Source organism: Neptuniibacter sp. QD37_11 (genome assembly GCF_047778105.1).
Lineage (GTDB): Bacteria > Pseudomonadota > Gammaproteobacteria > Pseudomonadales > Balneatricaceae > Neptuniibacter.
This window is the reverse complement of sequence record NZ_CP180552.1, coordinates 2,986,784-3,004,453: the sequence shown is the minus strand read 5'-3', so window position 1 is coordinate 3,004,453 and position 17,670 is coordinate 2,986,784. Positions and strand designations below refer to the sequence as shown.

The window sequence follows — 17,670 nt, the reverse complement described above, 5'->3', positions numbered from 1 at the left end:
CGGCTTTTTTGTCTTTATATTGCAGTGCAATATGGCTGTGACGAAATATGTCATTGCTAGTGATCTTAAATGCCATGTGATAGCCCCTTTTTACAGTAAATAAAGCGCTGTCTAATATTGGCTGCCATTTTTTGTCACTAAAACTGGTAAGTTTTGTTATTGGCGGATTACGACCTTTGAACCATTCTTAAATACATACTGTATTGGTGCTCGGCACCACTTATCCGCATCTGCGGAGCGATAATAAGAATGAGGAAAACGTCATGCCAGAATACAAAGCTCCCCTTCGTGATATGGACTTCGTGTTAAACGAAGTGCTTAACGCTGAGCAGCATTACCAGAGTCTTTCAGGTTGCGAGGATGCTACGCCTGATATGGTAGCAGCGATCATGGAAGAAGGTGCTAAGTTTGCTGAGCGTGTTCTTTCTCCGTTAAACCAGATTGGTGATCAGCAGGGTTGTCAGTGGGATGACGGTGCCGTAAAAACACCTGAAGGTTTTAAAGAAGCTTACGACCAGTTTGTTGAAGGTGGTTGGCCATCACTAGCACATGAAGCTGAATACGGCGGCCAAGGCCTGCCAGAATCTATCGGCATCATTGTGAATGAAATGGTCGGTACGGCTAACTGGTCTTGGAGTATGTATCCAGGTCTAAGCCATGGTGCAATGAATACTCTACATGCCCATGGTACAGAAGATCAGAAACAAATTTACCTGACTAAATTGGTATCCGGCGAATGGACGGGCACGATGTGTCTGACTGAGCCTCATTGTGGTACTGACTTAGGTATGCTGCGTACTAAAGCAGAACCTCAAGGCGATGGCAGCTACAAGATCTCTGGTACCAAAATCTTTATCTCTGCCGGTGAGCACGATATGGCAGACAACATTGTGCATATCGTATTGGCACGACTGCCAGATGCGCCTGCAGGTACCAAAGGTATCTCTCTATTTATCGTTCCTAAGCACCTGCCAGAAACTATAGGTACAGACAACGGAGTTAGTTGTGGCTCTCTAGAGCACAAGATGGGTATTCACGGTAATGCGACTTGTGTCATGAACTTTGATGAGGCGACGGGTTACCTAATTGGGCCAGAGAATAAAGGCCTTAACTGCATGTTTACCTTTATGAACACTGCGCGTTTAGGTACAGCTTTACAGGGCTTGGCGCATGCAGAGTGGGGTTTCCAAAACTCACTAGTGTATGCCAAAGATCGTTTGCAGATGCGCGCTCTAAATGGCCCTGCTAACCCAGAAAAAGCCGCCGATCCAATTATCGTACACCCTGAAGTTCGTAAAATGTTGCTGACCCAGAAAGCTTTTGCTGAAGGTGGTCGTGCAATGATCTACTACTGTGCTCAGCTGGTGGATAAAGTTGAGCGAGCAGAAGGCGATGAGAAAAAACAAGCGGATGCGTTGCTAGCCTTCCTGACACCGATTGCAAAAGCATTCCTGACCGAAGTGGGTTTCGAATCTGCTAACCATGGCCTTCAAATCTTTGGTGGTCATGGCTTTATCGCGGAGTGGGGTATGGAGCAAAATGTGCGTGATAGCCGTATCTCTATGCTCTATGAGGGTACTACTCAGATCCAAGCATTAGATTTGCTAGGCCGTAAGGTATTGATGACTCAAGGTGAATCTCTAAAAGGCTTTACCAAAATTCTACATAAGTTCTGTCAGGCTGAATCTGACAACAGCGATCTACAACAGTACATCAAGCCGCTAACTGAGCTGAATAAAGAGTGGGGTGATCTCACTATGAAGATCGGTATGAAAGCGATGCAAAACCGCGATGAGGTGGGTGCAGCATCTGTCGATTACCTAATGTACTCAGGTTATGTTGTATTGGGTTACTTCTGGGCGCGTATGGCGAAAGTGGCTCAAGAAAAGTTAGCTGCAGGTGAAGGTGATGCTGCTTTCTACCAAGCTAAACTGACTACAGCACGTTTCTATTTCCAGCGAATCTTGCCGCGTACTCGTAGTTTGGTTGAAACAATGCAATCAGGGGCAGACAACCTGATGGATATGGATCAAGAGCACTTTGCTTTCTAGTCGAGGTATAGACGTGAAGAAAGCACTTAATAATCCAGTAGGCCGCACTCTTTTACGCGGCCTCTTAAAACTCAACGCAAAACGTTATGCGTTAAAGAATAAAAATGACAAAGAGGTATCTGAAATGTCCGACTTGAATGCAGTTTTTACTGAAATGAAAAATCGTTTTAATGCCGATGCTGCAGCTGACACAGATGCAATTTTTCAGTACGACATTAGCGATGGTGATTCTTGGTTTGTGACAGTGAAAGAGGGTAGCTGTGATGTCGCAGAAGGTGTTAGTGATGACGCTACCGTGACATTGACAATGGACTTTATTACTCTCGAAGAGATCATGTCGGGTGAAACGGATGGTATGCAGGCGTTCATGGCGGGTCGAGTACAGGCTGATGGTGACATTATGCTAGCGACAAAATTGGCTGTACTTTTTCCCGTAGCCTAAAATTACCGACATAGATCCCTTATAAAAATAATTACATGAGGAACCTTAGATGCAGCAAATTCCTGCCGCCGATACAATTCCGGCTGATATAAATCACTACGGTTTTAAAACTGTTCCAGATGTTCTTGCGCATGTGCAAAAGAACTTTGGCCCTAAACCGGCATTTACCAGCTTTGGACGCACGATTGATTACAACGAATTGGATCGTTTATCCGCGGCGTTTGCTGTTTATCTTCAGCAAGAAACCAACTTGCAGCCAGGTGATAGGGTAGCGATTCAGCTACCTAACCTGATTCAGTACCCCATTGTATTATTTGGTATTTTGCGTGCAGGGCTGGTGGTTGTGAACACCAATCCGCTATATACCCCGCAAGAGATGCAGCACCAGTTTAATGACTCCGGTGCGAAGGCGCTGATTATCCACAAGAGCATGGCGCACAATGCTGAAAAGATTTTGGATAAGACGCAGATTGAAACCCTGTTTGTGACCCAAGTAGGGGATCTACACGATTTTATTAAACGTAATCTTCTCAATGCTGCGGTTAAGTACTTGAAGAAGATGGAGCCAGATTACAATTTGCCTCAAGCGATTCCGCTTCGCTCTGCCTTCTACAAATATGATGGCCAGCAACCGAACCCGGTTAAAGTTGAATCATCTGATGTTGCTGTATTGCAGTATACCGGTGGTACAACAGGCGTTTCTAAAGGCGCGATTCTGACTCATGCCAACCTGATCTCTAACATGTTACAAGCGCAGGAGCGTTTAACCGTTCCCGGTGTTGATTGGACTGAAACGGTGATCTCGCCACTGCCGCTTTATCATATCTATGCCTTCACCGTAGCTCAGGTTGTTTCGTTGATGGGTGGTCACAGTGTCTTGATTCCAAACCCAAGAGATATTCCTGGGTTTATTAAAGAGATGCAGAAGTGGCGTATGAGTACTTTTGTCGGTCTTAATACGCTGTTTGTTGCGCTGTGTAACGATGAGAACTTTGCCCAGGTCGATTTCAGTAATCTGAAATTTACCGCATCCGGTGGTATGGCGCTGAATCCTTCTACGGCGGTGCTTTGGAAAGATAAAACGGGTTGTGACGTGATAGAGGGCTACGGCCTCACCGAAACTTCTCCAGCGGTATGTTTCAACCCACCCGATGATAACCGCACAGGTACAATCGGGCTGCCTATGGTTCACACCGATGTTCGTATTATTGGTACGGATGGTCAGGATGTGGTTCAAGGTGAAGCCGGTGAACTTTGTGTTAAAGGCCCGCAGGTTATGCGAGGTTACTGGCAAAGAGAAGAGGCGACCGCTTCCTCATTTACCGATGATGGTTACTTTATCACCGGGGATATCGCGACGATTGATGAGGAAGGCTATTTCCGCATCGTCGATCGTGCCAAAGATATGATCATTGTCTCTGGTTTTAATGTCTATCCAAACGAAGTGGAAGATGTCATTACCCAGCACCCCGATGTTGTGGAATGTGCAGCTATTGGTATTCCGGATGATAAGACTGGCGAGATCGTTAAAGTGTTTGTTGTTAGCAATAATCCTGATCTATCCCGTGAGGATGTTAGGGATTGGTGTAAAGATAAACTGACTCGCTACAAGGTTCCAAAGCAAGTCGAGTTTGCTGAAGACCTTCCAAAATCCAATGTCGGTAAGGTGCTTCGTCGTCTGCTAAAACCTTCTGCAGATGATAATGCCAACGCAGCTTAAAGCCGAATAAAGGGAATTGATCAATATGCCTTTATCTCGACCAACTCGGCGTGAAACTCATCACAATCGAACTGTGATGTGTAATGGTTATCTTCGTGATGATGGTTTATGGGATATTGAAGCCCGTATGACCGATGTTAAAACGCGAGATGTGGATAACCCTGAACGCGGTGGTTATGTTCCAGCAGGCGAAGCGTTTCATGATATGAGCATTCGCCTGACCCTCGATAAAGGTTTACTGATCAAACAGGTCGAAGCTTGTATAGATTATTCTCCGTTTCGCATCTGTAAAAAAGTTGGTGCAGCTTATGCGCAACTGCAAGGCACACGTATCGGGCCTGGCTGGCTGCGCATAGCTAAAGACCGTGTAGGTGGTGTTGCGGGTTGTACGCATATGAATGAACTTTTACCTGTTCTGGCGACGACTGCTATCCAATCTATCTGGCCGAGTAGCGATAAAGATGTGCTAGCTCAAGGTGCTGAGTTTATGCTTGATAGTTGTCATTCATGGGGGCGAAGCAGTGAGATGGTTCGCGCATACCTGCCAGAACATTATCAGCCTGCGACAACCGTTAATGTAGTAGAGGAGCCTAAATAGTGGCTACCGTTTTAACCGAAAAGCAGGGTTCTGTTTTCGAGATAAATCTAAACCGACCAGATAAGAAAAATGCGCTGACATTGGCAATGTATGTCGAAATGACGGCGTTACTGAAGCAAGCAGCGGAAGATCCTAATGTTCATGTTGTGCTTTTTCGAGCGCAAGGTCAGTCCTTCTGTGCAGGAAATGATATAAGCGATTTTGTATCTGCAGCGCATAACCCTAATATCCTGCAAGATGTATTGGTGTTCTTACATACACTGGCAAGCTTTCCCAAGCCAATTATCGCAGCGGTGCATGGTGATGCTGTTGGTATAGGCACGACCATGCTCTTGCATTGTGACCTCGTTGTTTCTGCAGATAATCTGCGTTGTAAAATGCCCTTTGTGCAGTTGGGCTTAATACCTGAAGGGGCGTCTACTTTGTTGTTTCCACAACTAGTAGGGCATCGACATGCTTTTGAGTTGCTGGTTGAAGGTCGAAGTTTTGATGCTATCAAAGCTGAGCAACTTGGAATTGTGAATCAAATCACAGAACCTGATCTGCTCCTAGAAACAACACGAAATCGTGCTAAAAAGTTAGCGGAAAGCCCTGTTGATTCGGTGATTGCGGCTAAACAGTTGATGAAAGCCGAAACCTTGAAGTCTGTTCACCAAGTGATTGATAGTGAAGGGGCATTGTTTTATCAGCGCTTGTTATCTGAAGAAGCGCAAAAGGCATTTATGGCCTTCCTACAAAAATAATATGCATTTTTTATATATAGATCTTAAATATTAGTATTTACTAATTTATATGAAATTGTATAATGACCTCATCTTATGAACACCCCATCCAGTGAGGTCCAAGGTGAAAGCATTATTCTTTACTGCTGCTCTAGCGGCTGCCCTTCCGGTTCAAGCGGAACAATTCTCGGTAAATATTCCTGAACTGCAGAACGAAGCTAAAGGTGTCATTAAAGAGCTAGTGACAACGCTTGGCTCAGAACTCAAAGCGGCAAAAGAAGAGGGCGGTGCTATCGCTGCCATCAACGTGTGTAATACCAAGGCTGCAGGCCTTACAAAAAGCGTGAATGATAAGTCTGAGTGGCAGGTTGAGCGTACTAGTTTAAAACTACGTAACCCGCAAAATGCACCTGATCAGTGGGAAAAGGCGATTCTTGAACAGTTTGAATCCAAAGCTAAGCAAGGGGCTAATCTAAAAACCTTAGGTTTCTCGCAAGTTGTCGTAGACGAAGAAGGTAGAAAAGTATTCCGCATGATGAAGGCGATCCCCGTCGCTGATCAATGCTTAGCTTGTCACGGTTCCAAGATTAAACCAGAGATTGCTGAGCAACTTCAGACCCTTTATCCAGAAGACAAAGCGACAGGTTTTTCCACAGGCGATCTTCGTGGTGCTTTCAGTTTGAAAAAATATTTATAAGATAAATTGGATTCTAAAAAGGGCTTATTAGCCCTTTTTTTATGCCTGTCTTTTTAGCTATTGCCAGAAAAGGTAACTTTTTTGATACCTTTTGATTGTATTTGTTTGCGCTTGATCCTTTCTTAAGCCCTTTGTTTACGAGGCTTTGATTAATATTGCTATTTTTTGTTAGCGATGTAGCTGCTTTTTGTCATTGTTGAATTTCAGTCTGAGACTAAGATTTATACATAGCTTGGGGAATGAGCTTCCCTCTATGAAAGTAACCCTATTTTCTTATGTGTATGGGTTACCAAAATAACAATACAAAGAGGCGGTTATGAAAGTACTGGTTGCCGTAAAACGTGTGATTGACTACAACGTCAAAGCTCGTGTCAAAGCAGATAACAGTGATGTCGATTTAGCTAACGTGAAAATGGCTCTTAATCCATTTTGCGAGATAGCAATTGAAGAGGCTGTACGTTTAAAAGAAGCGGGTACAGCGGATGAAGTTGTCGTTGTTTCTATTGGTAATAAGAGCTGCGAAGAGCAGATCCGTACAGCGTTAGCATTGGGTGCCGATCGCGGTATCCGTGTCGATGTTGAAACCAACCCTGATTCCCTTTCCGTCGCTAAGCTATTAGCCAAAATTGTAGAAAAAGAAGCGCCAGGCATGGTGATTCTTGGTAAGCAAGCGATCGATTCTGATAACAACCAAACCGGTCAAATGTTGGCAGCGTTGTTGGATCGCCCACAAGGTACCTTTGCATCAGAAGTTGAGGTAACTGGCGATAGCATCAACGTCACCCGTGAAATCGACGGTGGTTTGCAAACGGTCAACCTGGCTATGCCAGCAGTTGTAACAACCGATCTACGTCTTAATGAACCACGTTATGCATCCCTACCAAACATTATGAAAGCGAAGCGTAAACCGCTTGATGTCCTAACGACTGACGAACTGGGCGTGTCTGTAGCGAGTAATCTGCAACTACTACGTGTCGATCCGCCATCTGAGCGTCAAGCAGGCATTAAAGTTAGCTCTGTAGATGAGCTAGTCGAAAAACTACGTAATGACGCTAAAGTAATTTAAGGGGGTGATCAGATGACTATTCTTGTAATTGCCGAACACGATAATAACGAGCTTAAACCCGTAACCCTTAATACCTTAGCTGCAGCAAATGCAATTGGTGGTGATGTTCACCTGCTTGTTGCGGGTGCTAACTGTCAGGCAGTTGCTGATGCAGCGGCTCAAGTGTCGGGTGTGAGTAAAGTTCTATTGGCTGATAACACTGCGTATGAACATCAGCTTGCAGAAAATATCAGTAAGTTGGTGCAAACCGTCGCGGCTGACTATAGCCACATCCTAGCCTCAGCAACCACAACAGGTAAGAACTTCCTACCGCGCGTTGCAGCACTGCTAGATGTAAATCAGATCTCGGACATTATTGCCGTAGAAGCTGCGGATACCTTCAAGCGCCCGATCTATGCCGGTAATGCGATTGCGACAGTACAGTCTAGTGATAGCACTAAAGTTATCACCGTTCGTGGGACAGCCTTTGATCCTGTCGCTAACAGTGGTGGCTCTGCAGAGGTCGTTAGTCTTGCTGAAGCATGCGATAGCGGCCTTTCTAGTTTTGTTTCAGAAGAGCTGGCGAAAAGTGATCGTCCAGAACTAACCGCTGCTTCAGTAGTAATCTCCGGTGGCCGTGGTATGGGCAACGGTGACAACTTCGAGCTACTCAACAAAGTCGCGGACAAGCTTGGTGCGGCGGTTGGTGCGTCTCGTGCAGCGGTTGATGCCGGCTTTGTACCAAACGACATGCAGGTTGGTCAGACCGGCAAGATGGTCGCGCCAGAGCTGTATATCGCCGTGGGTATCTCCGGTGCGATCCAGCACTTAGCGGGTATGAAAGATTCCAAAATCATTGTTGCGATCAACAAAGATGAAGAAGCCCCAATTTTTCAGGTGGCTGATTACGGGCTGGTGGCCGACTTGTTCGATGCCGTGCCTGAGCTAGAGAGTAAGCTGTAAACAGCATAACTAAAAAGCGCTTAGGCACTTCGCCAAGCCAAAAATAAAAATAGACGGAGCAACTTAGATGCTTTTCGAAGGACAATCGATTTACGTACAGTCGATCGAAGACGGGATCTACGATGTGGTGTTTGACCGCAAAGGCGATGCTGTTAATAAACTCGATCAGGCGACTTTGGCTGAACTGCGCGAAGCGGTAAATGCCCTGTGTAACCTAGATGATATTCGTGGTGTGATTTTCTCCAGTGCCAAAGATTGCTTTATTGTTGGCGCGGATATCACCGAATTTATGGGCTTTTTCTCTGCAGAAGATGAAGACCTGATTGCAGGCTTGATGGATATCCACAACCTATTGAATCAGATTGAAGATATAGGCTGCCCAACGGTCACTGCGATTAATGGCCTATGCCTAGGTGGCGGTTTTGAATTGGCACTCTCCACAGATTACCGTGTAATGAGCGACCAAGCCAAAGTAGGTCTGCCTGAGGTTAAGCTAGGTATCTACCCAGGTTGGGGCGGCACAGTTCGTCTACCACGCTTAATTGGTGTGGATAACGCCAATGAGTGGATCTGCGCGGGTGCTGAGAAACGCCCTGATGCTGCACTTAAAGATGGCGGTGTAGATGCGGTTGTAACCGGCGATCAAGTTAAAGCTGCGGCTCTAGATCTACTGAAAGGTTGTATTGCGGGCAAGTTTGATTACCACGCGCGCCGTGAAGAGAAGAAAACGCCGATCAAACTAAATCAGGTTGAACAGATGATGGCGTTTGAATCTGCAAAAGGTGTGATTGGTGGTAAAGCGGGTCCTCACTATCCTGCACCAATGGCTGCGCTGAAAACGATTCAAAAGCACGCAAATCTTCCTCGCGAAAAAGCCAACGAGATCGAAGCTAAAGGCTTTGTGAAAGTTGCGAAAACGGATGTATGCGCATCCCTTGTTGGTCTGTTTATGAAAGACCAATACATCAAGAAAGTCAGCAAAGGTTTTGAGAGCAAAGCCGAGCCTGTTAAAAAGGCGGCTGTACTGGGTGCCGGTATTATGGGTGGTGGTGTTGCTTACCAATCGGCCTCTAAAGGTACGCCTATCTTGATGAAGGATATCAACGATGCCGCGCTACAGTTAGGTCTAGATGAAGCGACTAAACTGCTGAACAAACGCGTATCTCGTGGCCGTATGGATGCGATGAAAATGGCATCGGTGCTAAACAACATTACGCCAACGCTCAACTACGGTGATTTCGGTAGTGTTGATCTTGTAGTCGAAGCGGTTGTTGAAAATCCAAATGTTAAGAAAGCAGTGCTTGCTGAAGTTGAAGGAACGCTGCCAGAAGGCGCGGTACTGACGTCTAACACTTCTACTATCTCTATCACTGAGTTGGCAACAGCGCTTAAAAATCCAGAAAACTTTTGTGGTATGCACTTCTTCAACCCTGTGCATCAAATGCCGCTAGTGGAAGTTATCCGCGGTGAGAAAACCTCTGAAGATGCGGTAGCTCGTACAGTTGCTTACGCAAAAGCGATGGGTAAAACCCCAATCGTTGTAAATGACTGCCCAGGCTTCTTAGTTAACCGTATTTTGTTCCCTTACTTTGGTGGTTTTACTGCACTACTTGAAGATGGTGCGGACTTTAAACAAGTCGATAAAGTGATGGAGCGCTTTGGCTGGCCAATGGGTCCTGCCTACCTTCTAGATGTAGTCGGTATCGATACTGCACACCATGCAGATAGCGTGATGGCGGCAGGTTTCCCTGATCGTATGAGCCACGAAGGTGAAAACGTTATCGATCGTATGTTCTCCCTAGAGCGCTTCGGTCAGAAAAACAGCAAAGGCTTCTACCGTTACGAACTCGATCGCAAAGGTAAGCCGAAGAAAATTGTGGATGAGGAAGTACCAGCAATGCTTGATGGCATTGCCAAAGAAACGCGTGGGTTCAGCGATGAAGAGATTATCGAGCGCATGATGATTCCTCTATGTATCGAAACCGTTCGCTGCTTGGAAGATGGCATTGTTGCCAGCCCGGCAGAAGCAGATATGGGCTTGATCTACGGTATTGGTTTCCCTCCATTCCGTGGTGGTGCGCTGCACTATCTGGATCAGATTGGTTTAGCTGAGTTCTGTGCTATGGCGCAGAAATACGAGGGTCTAGGGCCGTTATATCAGCCAACCGACAAGATGAAACAGATGGCCGCTGCTGGCGAAACATACTTTCCACAAAATGCTCAGGGTTAAGGGGTAAAGATCATGAACTTGAAACCAAATGATGTAGTCATCGTTGACGGTGTTCGTACCCCGATGGGTAAATCAAAAAATGGCTCGTTCCGAAATGTTCGTGCCGAAGCGCTATCAGCTGCGGTTATCAAAGCACTGTTAGAGCGTAACTCAGCGCTAAACCCAGCAGACATCGAAGATGTGATGTGGGGCTGTGTAAACCAGACGAAAGAGCAGGGCTTCAACATCGGTCGAAATGCTGCACTGCTAGCAGGCCTTCCTCATACGGTGGCGGCACAAACGATCAACCGCCTATGTGGTTCGTCTATGGCAGCACTGCATGCAGCAGCCCAAGGCATCATGACCGGCAATGGCGATATCTTTATTGCGGGTGGTGTGGAGCATATGGGCCATGTATCCATTATGCACGGTGTTGATATCAACGCTGAGATGTCCAAAAAAGTGGCTAAAGCAGCGATGATGATGGGCGTAACAGCAGAGATGCTAGGCAAGATGAACGGTATCAACCGTCAAATGCAGGATGAGTTCGCAGCGCGCTCTCACCGTCTAGCGCATCAAGCACATCTGGATGGCCTATGGGATAGCGAAATTATTGCGGTCGAAGGTCACGACGAAAACGGCTTTAAGTCGCTAGTAGAAGCGGATGAAGTTATCCGTCCAGAAACTACAGTTGAAACACTAGGCGCACTTAAGCCAGTGTTCGTACCTAAAGTTGGTACAGTAACTGCAGGTTCCTCTTCTGCATTCTCTGACGGTGCATCTGCATTATTGGTGATGTCAGCGGCTAAAGCAGAAGAGCTAGGCCTTACGCCACGTGCACGTATTGTCAGCATGGCAGTAGCGGGCTGTGATCCATCGATCATGGGTTACGGTCCAGTACCAGCTACTCAGAAGGCACTGAAACGCGCAGGTCTTAGCATCGAGGATATTGACTACGTAGAGCTTAACGAAGCCTTCGCTGCGCAAGGTCTATCTGTACTTAAAGGGCTAAAATTGCTCGATAAGATGGAAGATAAAGTAAACCTAAAAGGTGGTGCTATTGCCCTTGGTCATCCACTTGGCTGCTCAGGCTCACGTATCACTAACACTCTAATGAACGTGCTAGAACAACAGGACGGAACCTTAGGTCTGGCAACCATGTGTATCGGCATGGGGCAGGGGATCTCTACCGTGATTGAAAGGGTGTGATCCACCCGCATTTCTTCTTCACGACTTCACTCTAAGCTATATCTTGCCCCGCTTTTTAGCGGGGCTTTTTTGTATTTAAAGAGCGTGAGGTAGTAGTGCAACACCATTTACTCTTTCTCTTATGTTCAAGTAGGATAAATAGGCTTTATTAGCATATATATTAAGTTATTGATCAAGGATGAAAGTATGTTTCAAAGATCCCCATTTTTTCCTAGTAAATCTCTTGGTTTGGTTGGTTTAGTGCTGGCTGCAGCGTTTTCTTTAACGGCATGCACCAACCCCAATACGCCGGCAGGTCATGAAGGCTATGTTTATGAAAAGCCGCGAATCTTTGGTGTGGGTGGCTATAAGTCGACACTGCAAGGGCCTGCTAACTATGGCGTATCGCTTTGGCGTCATCAGGTGATTAACATCGATATGCGCACTAATACTTATACTGAGAAATTTAAGATTCTGGCGAATGATGATCTAAATATCTCTTTTAACTTCCATGCTGTTATTTCGATTAACTCAGACACGGTCAAGGATGTAGTGGAAAATTACGGCGGAGAAGATTGGTATTCACGGTTTATCAAAGAAACCTTTAGAACATACGTACGTGATGCTGTTCAGCAATATGGTAGTCGAGAGCTAAAAGCTAACCGTGAGCGCATTGCTGTAGAAGTAGTACAGAAGCTGAGGATCTATCTGGCAAAAACCCCTTTTAATGTACATAAAATCGTTGTTGGAAATATCAATTATCCGGCAATCGTCTCCAAAGCTGTCGAGCAGAAGCTTGCCGCGCAGCAGCTTCTATCAGAGAAAGAAACCCAAAAGCAGATTGCGCAAAAAGATGCGGAAATTCGTATCGAAGAAGCTAAAGGTATCGCTGAAGCACAAAGGATTATTAACGCGACGTTGACCGCGAACTACCTTCAGCATGAAGCTATAAATGCTCAACTTAAAATGGCTGAATCACCAAATCATACAACGGTATATATTCCTGTAGGGACAAACGGGATTCCCCTAGTTAAAGGAACTAAGTAGCAATTTCCATCTAAGGGGAGCTTATTTATGGAGTTATTTCGGTCTTCTTAGCTGCTAGTTATAACGTTAATGGCTCTTTTATAAAAACGATCTATAAAAGAGCCATGAGTCTGAGGTATTAAACCTCTTCGTCTTCATCCAATAGCTTAATCCCAGCTAGTGGATTATCTTCATCGAATGGCTGTTGCTCGGGTTCCGGTGCTGTATCGGTTTTTTCCGCTTTGTCATCAACGACTGCTAGGTTCATGCGAAGGCGCATATCGTTTGCTGAGTCAGCATTGATGATCGCTTGGTCTTGTGTGATTTTGCCTTCATCAAAGAGTTTGAATAACGAGTCATCAAAGGTTTGCATGCCGGTGGTATCAGAGCCTTTAGACATAACCTCTTTGATCTCTTTGACGTCACCTTTCATGATTAGCTCTTGAACACTGGAGGTTCCCAGAAGTATCTCAATTGCTGCGCAACGTTTACCTTCAATGGTTGGAATCAGACGCTGAGAGATAATTGCTTTGAGGTTGAGGGCGAGGTCATGGAAGATCTGTTTATGCCGTGCCTGAGGGAAGAAGTTAATAATACGATCAATTGCTTGGTTAGCGTTATTAGCATGCAGTGTTGAGATTGCTAAGTGACCAGTTTCTGCGTAGGTTAGGCACTGTTCCATAGTTTCCTGATCACGAATCTCACCGATCAAAATGACATCAGGTGCTTGGCGTAGAGCGTTTTTAAGTGCACTGTGGAAGTTACGAGTATCAACTCCAACTTCACGCTGATTGATTAACGATTTCCGGTGGTTGTGGACAAACTCGATAGGATCTTCAATGGTGATGATATGACCGCCGCTATTACGGTTACGGTGATCAATCAGTGCAGCAAGCGATGTTGATTTACCCGAACCTGTCGCGCCAACAAACAGTACTAAGCCGCGTTTCTCCATAATCACATCTTTAAGGACGGGCGGTAGGCCTAAGTCTTCCATCTTAGGAATATCGGCTTTGATATTACGCGCGACCAGAGAGTATTGGTTTCGTTGCTTAAAGATGTTGATACGGTAACGCGCTACTTTGGGAATAGAGTAAGCGAGGTTCATCTCTAGTTCTTCTTCGAAGGTGGCGCGTTGCTGCTCATCCATTAAGGAGTTTGCGATTGCTTCGATCTCTCCGGGTTTATAAGGCTCTTTACTTAATGGCGTTAACTTACCTTCGAACTTTGCACAGGGTGGAGCGCCGGTAGTTAGGTAAAGGTCGGAGCCGTCACGTTTCGCCAAAATTGTAAGGTAATCCTTAAATTCCATAGGTGTCTGATCCTTATAATTTACAGAGGATTTATGTGGATATAGGACAAAGTCTAGTGGAAGAAAAACGGGGCGTCATCCTGAAATATTTTTTCTGGGTTATGTTATATGGTAACATTTCGCGCTTTGCTGTTGATTGAAGGTATGGGCTGTGGCGCAGGAAGCTCTAGAAATTGAATCTGAGATGAGATTTGTCCAAGGGGTTAGTCCCGAGGTTTTAACTCAGATTTATGATCAAGATGTACACCTCTGTAATTTTCAAAGGGACTTGGCGCTTGATGTGACGGGCTATTGCGAGGCTTTGCTGCAAAACGAACATCTAAATATCAGAGCGGTTATTCAAGCCGATGATCCTTCAGCAGTTTTAAATAATCTATTACCCGAGCACTCAGGCAAGTCTGAATTTATCGAAGATCTAGCTTTGATCATCGACATGTATGCGTGCTTGTTTGAGTTGGATGAAGTGGGTCTGCGCTTACAGGTTTTGGACCGTGCGATGTGCCCTCGCTTCCATACAGATAAGTTAGGTTGTCGTTTGGTAAGTACTTACGCTGGTCAAGGGACTGAGTGGTTGGAAGACCCTTTGTTAGATCGGTCGAAATTAGGTGCGGGTAATGGTGGTTTGTCTGACGACAAGTCAGGCCTATACGGTAGTGAAGAACTGATACATCAAGCGCAAGAAGGTGATGTATTGCTGCTCAAGGGTGATGGGTGGTATGGCTTGGATGGAAAGGGTGTTGTACATCGCTCCCCAATGGTCCCTTCTGGGCAAAGTCGATTAGTCGCTACTTTGGATTTTGCATAGTTCACAGCCTGAAGTCGGGTTCTGAGCTGGTCGATCAATCTTCTAATTCAATTTGAAACATAACGAGCAGTTAAGTCTGTTTGTTATGATATATCATAATTATTTGAGGTATAAAATGAAAAAACAAGCACTCGCTTTTGCTGTGGCGGCGCTATCTATGCAGGCTTCTGTAGGTCATGCGCTGGAAGTTGGTGTCATTCTGGATGTGTATCACAAATCCGATGATACGGCGTTGAATGGTCGTACAGAAGGTTTTGGCTTGAGTCATAGTGAACTTAGCTTGAGCCAAGATATTGGTGATGTTGCTAAAGCGCAAATGACTTGGATTGCTGAGTGGAATGAAGAAGAGTCTGATCTTGAGCTTGAAGAGCTATACATCCAAAGCACTTCGCTACCAGGTATCAGCCTGACAGCGGGTCGTTTCTTGGCAGATATTGGTTATCTGAATGCTAACCATAGCCATTCTGATAGCTTCAGCGAACGTCCTCTAATGTACAAAGCGTTCCTTGGCGGTCACTACTACGATGACGGTGTATCTGCGAGCTGGATTGTCCCAACAGATCGTTACTGGCGTGTAAGCGCAGCTGCATTTGGCGGTGATGAACTGGGTGAAGAAAAATCAGTTAACACTATCGGTACATGGACGCTTTCTACTGAGTTTGGTGATGACTTCGGTAACAACTCCAGCTGGCAGGCAGGTGTAAGTTACATGCGTAACCGCACGCAGGAGGCAGGCCATCATGAAGAGGAAGAGGATCATGATCATGAAGAAGGTCATGCACATTCACATGGTGCTGAGTACCAAGGTGAGCACCTTTACATTGCTGACCTAGTTTGGAAATGGTCGCCTAACGGTAACAACCGTCAAGAGCAGCTAAAAATTGCAGCTGAATACGCCTATGTAGATGATCTATATGGTGCAGAAGTAAACGACTTCAGTGGTTGGTACCTATCTGGTGTTTATCAGTTTGATGAGAACTGGGCTGCTGGTATCCGTCACGGCCAAGTGGATCTTGCACATGAGCATGAACACGATGGCGAACATGAGTGGGAAGATTCTGAGCTTAAAGAAACTGCTGTGATGGTTAGCTGGTCGCCAACGCACACTCAGAAAGTACGCCTTGAATACCGTCACCAAGATGCTGACAACATGGAAGGTGAAGACAACGCGATCACACTTCAATACCAAGTAGGATTTGGCGCGCATGCTGCACACAGCTTCTAAGCTAATTGCAGCGGTTGCGCTGTTAGCTGTTGTTACACCTGCGCAAGCGCTTACGATTTTTGCCTGCGAGCCTGAGTGGGCGGCGTTAAGCCGTCAACTTGCGCCGGAGGCTAAAGTCTTTAGCGCGACTCACGTCTATCAAGACCCGCATTATATCGAGGCGAGACCTAGCCTGATTGCTAAGTTGGCTAGAGCTGATCTTGCAATCTGCAGTGGTGCGAGCTTGGAAGAGGGCTGGATGCCGGCGCTACAAAAGCGTGCGTCTAACCGCAAAGTGGCAGACGGTGCCGTAGGTATGCTTTACCTGTCTGAACATGTTGAGACGATTGAAAAACACGAAAAAGAGTTTTTCAGTACCGAGCATGTTCATCCCGAAGGTAATCCCCACTTTCATCTGGACCCTGAACGAGTTCAACAGCTAGCACCGGTTATCAGCAATCGCTTACAGCAGATTGATCCTGATAACAAAGAATCGTACCAACAGGCGTTGGAAGCTTGGCAGGTGCGTTGGCAGGAAAACCTCGTTCGTTGGAAAGCAATGGCTGAGCCACTAAAAGGTATGCCTGTTGTTGTTCAGCATACGAGCTTTAGCTACTTGTTAAATTGGGCCGAGATCAAGGTTGTGGCAGACCTAGAGCCTAATCCGGGTGTGCCGCCAACGATGTCACATCTGCAATCGTTGGTATCTACTGTTGAGCAGCAGCGTCCGCAGTTTGTGATCAGCAACTGGTACCAGAATGATAAAGGTGCGCGTTGGTTATCTGAGCAAACAGGTATGGCGCATGCGAATTTGCCAGCGACGGTTGATCTTAAAGGCGAAGTGTCTGATCTAACGAAACTGTTTGATCATCTGCTGAAGCAATTAACGGTACAGAAGTAATGCAAGCACTGAGTATAGGTTTGCCCGCGTTGGTGGCTGGCTTGCTGATTTTGGCAAGCCATGTCCCTTTGGGGCGACAGGTTTTAAAGCGAGGGATTGTTTTTATCGACCTTGCCATTGCGCAGTTAGCCGCACTTGGCACTATCTTAGCCACGCAGTGGCACTTTCATGATGCCGAGCATGATCATGGAGCTCTAATATCAACATTGATGGCAGTACTTTTTTCCCTTCTGGGTGTTGCATTGGTGGCTTGGATCAACCGAAATCTGCCAGACTGGCGTGAGGCTTTTATCGGTTTGATCTATGTGGCTTCCGCATCATTGTTGGTGTTGGTGGTAGCAGGCCAGCCCCAAGGAGGTCAGGCATTAACGCGTACGTTAAGCGGTGATGTTCTCTGGCTTACTTGGGCTGATCTGGTGCCTCTCGGCGTGATGGCTATCGTTATTCAACTGCTGGCTTTATTTAGGCCTCAGAGTTTAGAGCGATTTTTCTACATCGCTTTTGCTGTGACGATTACATTGTCGGTTATGAAAGCGGGCATCTATCTGGTATTTGCTTGCTTAATTGCTCCGGCGCTTGCAGCGCAAGTAAGAGGTAAATCTGTCGGCTGGGCTTATCTTGTCGGTGTAATTGGCTTTGTGGTTGGTTTGTTGTTGGCTTGGTCGTTTGATCTGCCCGCGGCTGCTACCATCGTTTTATCGCTAATCCTCACCCTGACTTTGGCTTTGGTCATACAGGTTCAGTTTCAAAAACAGAAAGTATCAGCGTAATAAAAAAACGGGCCTTA

Annotated in this window: 16 protein-coding genes; 15 read left to right on the top strand and 1 reads right to left on the bottom strand. The window is 46.0% G+C overall.

From position 1 onward, the window contains the following. Window positions 1–263 precede the first annotated feature (263 nt). The 11 genes from ACMXYT_RS14055 (at window position 264) to ACMXYT_RS14005 (ending at window position 12,682) form a co-directional block, all read left to right on the top strand. A complete protein-coding gene (locus tag ACMXYT_RS14055) occupies window positions 264–2,051 on the top strand; it encodes an acyl-CoA dehydrogenase C-terminal domain-containing protein (protein ID WP_415911598.1) in 1,788 nt (595 codons plus the stop codon). 13 nt (window positions 2,052–2,064) lie between these two features. Continuing rightward, complete coding sequence (locus tag ACMXYT_RS14050) at window positions 2,065–2,493, top strand: SCP2 sterol-binding domain-containing protein (protein ID WP_415911597.1); 429 nt, start codon at window positions 2,065–2,067, stop codon at window positions 2,491–2,493. Between the two features lie 49 nt (window positions 2,494–2,542). Beyond that, window positions 2,543–4,213, top strand: coding sequence for an AMP-binding protein (locus ACMXYT_RS14045; RefSeq protein WP_415911596.1), 1,671 nt, complete (start codon window positions 2,543–2,545; stop codon window positions 4,211–4,213). A gap of 25 nt (window positions 4,214–4,238) precedes the next feature. Continuing rightward, window positions 4,239–4,811 (top strand): DUF2889 domain-containing protein, encoded by a 573-nt coding sequence (locus ACMXYT_RS14040; RefSeq protein WP_415911595.1) that lies wholly within the window; start codon window positions 4,239–4,241, stop codon window positions 4,809–4,811. Then, complete coding sequence (locus ACMXYT_RS14035) at window positions 4,811–5,554, top strand: enoyl-CoA hydratase-related protein (protein WP_415911594.1); 744 nt, start codon at window positions 4,811–4,813, stop codon at window positions 5,552–5,554. The genes ACMXYT_RS14040 and ACMXYT_RS14035 overlap by 1 nt, the downstream gene beginning before the upstream one ends. A 103-nt stretch (window positions 5,555–5,657) precedes the next feature. Then, window positions 5,658–6,230, top strand: a complete 573-nt coding sequence (locus ACMXYT_RS14030; RefSeq protein WP_415911593.1) for a DUF3365 domain-containing protein — start codon at window positions 5,658–5,660, stop codon at window positions 6,228–6,230. 316 nt (window positions 6,231–6,546) lie between these two features. Further along, a complete protein-coding gene (locus ACMXYT_RS14025) occupies window positions 6,547–7,296 on the top strand; it encodes an electron transfer flavoprotein subunit beta/FixA family protein (RefSeq protein WP_415895160.1) in 750 nt (249 codons plus the stop codon). Between the two features lie 12 nt (window positions 7,297–7,308). Next, on the top strand, window positions 7,309–8,238 hold the full coding sequence (locus tag ACMXYT_RS14020) for an electron transfer flavoprotein subunit alpha/FixB family protein (RefSeq protein ID WP_415911592.1): 930 nt from the start codon (window positions 7,309–7,311) through the stop codon (window positions 8,236–8,238). Between the two features lie 67 nt (window positions 8,239–8,305). Next, window positions 8,306–10,468, top strand: coding sequence for a fatty acid oxidation complex subunit alpha FadB (gene fadB, locus ACMXYT_RS14015; RefSeq protein WP_415911591.1), 2,163 nt, complete (start codon window positions 8,306–8,308; stop codon window positions 10,466–10,468). A 12-nt stretch (window positions 10,469–10,480) separates the two neighbouring features. Next, window positions 10,481–11,656 (top strand): acetyl-CoA C-acyltransferase FadA, encoded by a 1,176-nt coding sequence (fadA, locus tag ACMXYT_RS14010; RefSeq protein WP_415895155.1) that lies wholly within the window; start codon window positions 10,481–10,483, stop codon window positions 11,654–11,656. A gap of 186 nt (window positions 11,657–11,842) precedes the next feature. Then, window positions 11,843–12,682, top strand: a complete 840-nt coding sequence (locus ACMXYT_RS14005) for an SPFH domain-containing protein (RefSeq protein ID WP_415899171.1) — start codon at window positions 11,843–11,845, stop codon at window positions 12,680–12,682. Window positions 12,683–12,800: 118 nt separating this feature from the next. Here ACMXYT_RS14005 and ACMXYT_RS14000 read toward each other — a convergent pair whose 3' ends face one another. Beyond that, a complete protein-coding gene (locus ACMXYT_RS14000; RefSeq protein ID WP_415899170.1) occupies window positions 12,801–13,973 on the bottom strand; it encodes a PilT/PilU family type 4a pilus ATPase in 1,173 nt (390 codons plus the stop codon). A 151-nt stretch (window positions 13,974–14,124) separates the two neighbouring features. On the opposite strand from ACMXYT_RS14000, the gene ACMXYT_RS13995 reads away from it, so the two are divergent. The 4 genes from ACMXYT_RS13995 to ACMXYT_RS13980 all read left to right on the top strand — a co-directional run bounded on the left by ACMXYT_RS13995 (window position 14,125) and on the right by ACMXYT_RS13980 (window position 17,653). Beyond that, window positions 14,125–14,778, top strand: a complete 654-nt coding sequence (locus tag ACMXYT_RS13995) for a DUF1826 domain-containing protein (RefSeq protein ID WP_415899169.1) — start codon at window positions 14,125–14,127, stop codon at window positions 14,776–14,778. Window positions 14,779–14,893: 115 nt separating this feature from the next. Continuing rightward, window positions 14,894–16,003: a hypothetical protein gene (locus tag ACMXYT_RS13990; RefSeq protein ID WP_415889258.1), complete on the top strand. Its 1,110-nt coding sequence runs from the start codon at window positions 14,894–14,896 to the stop codon at window positions 16,001–16,003. Beyond that, on the top strand, window positions 15,984–16,883 hold the full coding sequence (locus ACMXYT_RS13985; protein WP_415899168.1) for a metal ABC transporter substrate-binding protein: 900 nt from the start codon (window positions 15,984–15,986) through the stop codon (window positions 16,881–16,883). Before ACMXYT_RS13990 ends, ACMXYT_RS13985 begins: the two co-directional genes overlap by 20 nt. Then, window positions 16,883–17,653 (top strand): metal ABC transporter permease, encoded by a 771-nt coding sequence (locus ACMXYT_RS13980; RefSeq protein ID WP_415899167.1) that lies wholly within the window; start codon window positions 16,883–16,885, stop codon window positions 17,651–17,653. Before ACMXYT_RS13985 ends, ACMXYT_RS13980 begins: the two co-directional genes overlap by 1 nt. Window positions 17,654–17,670 lie beyond the last annotated feature (17 nt).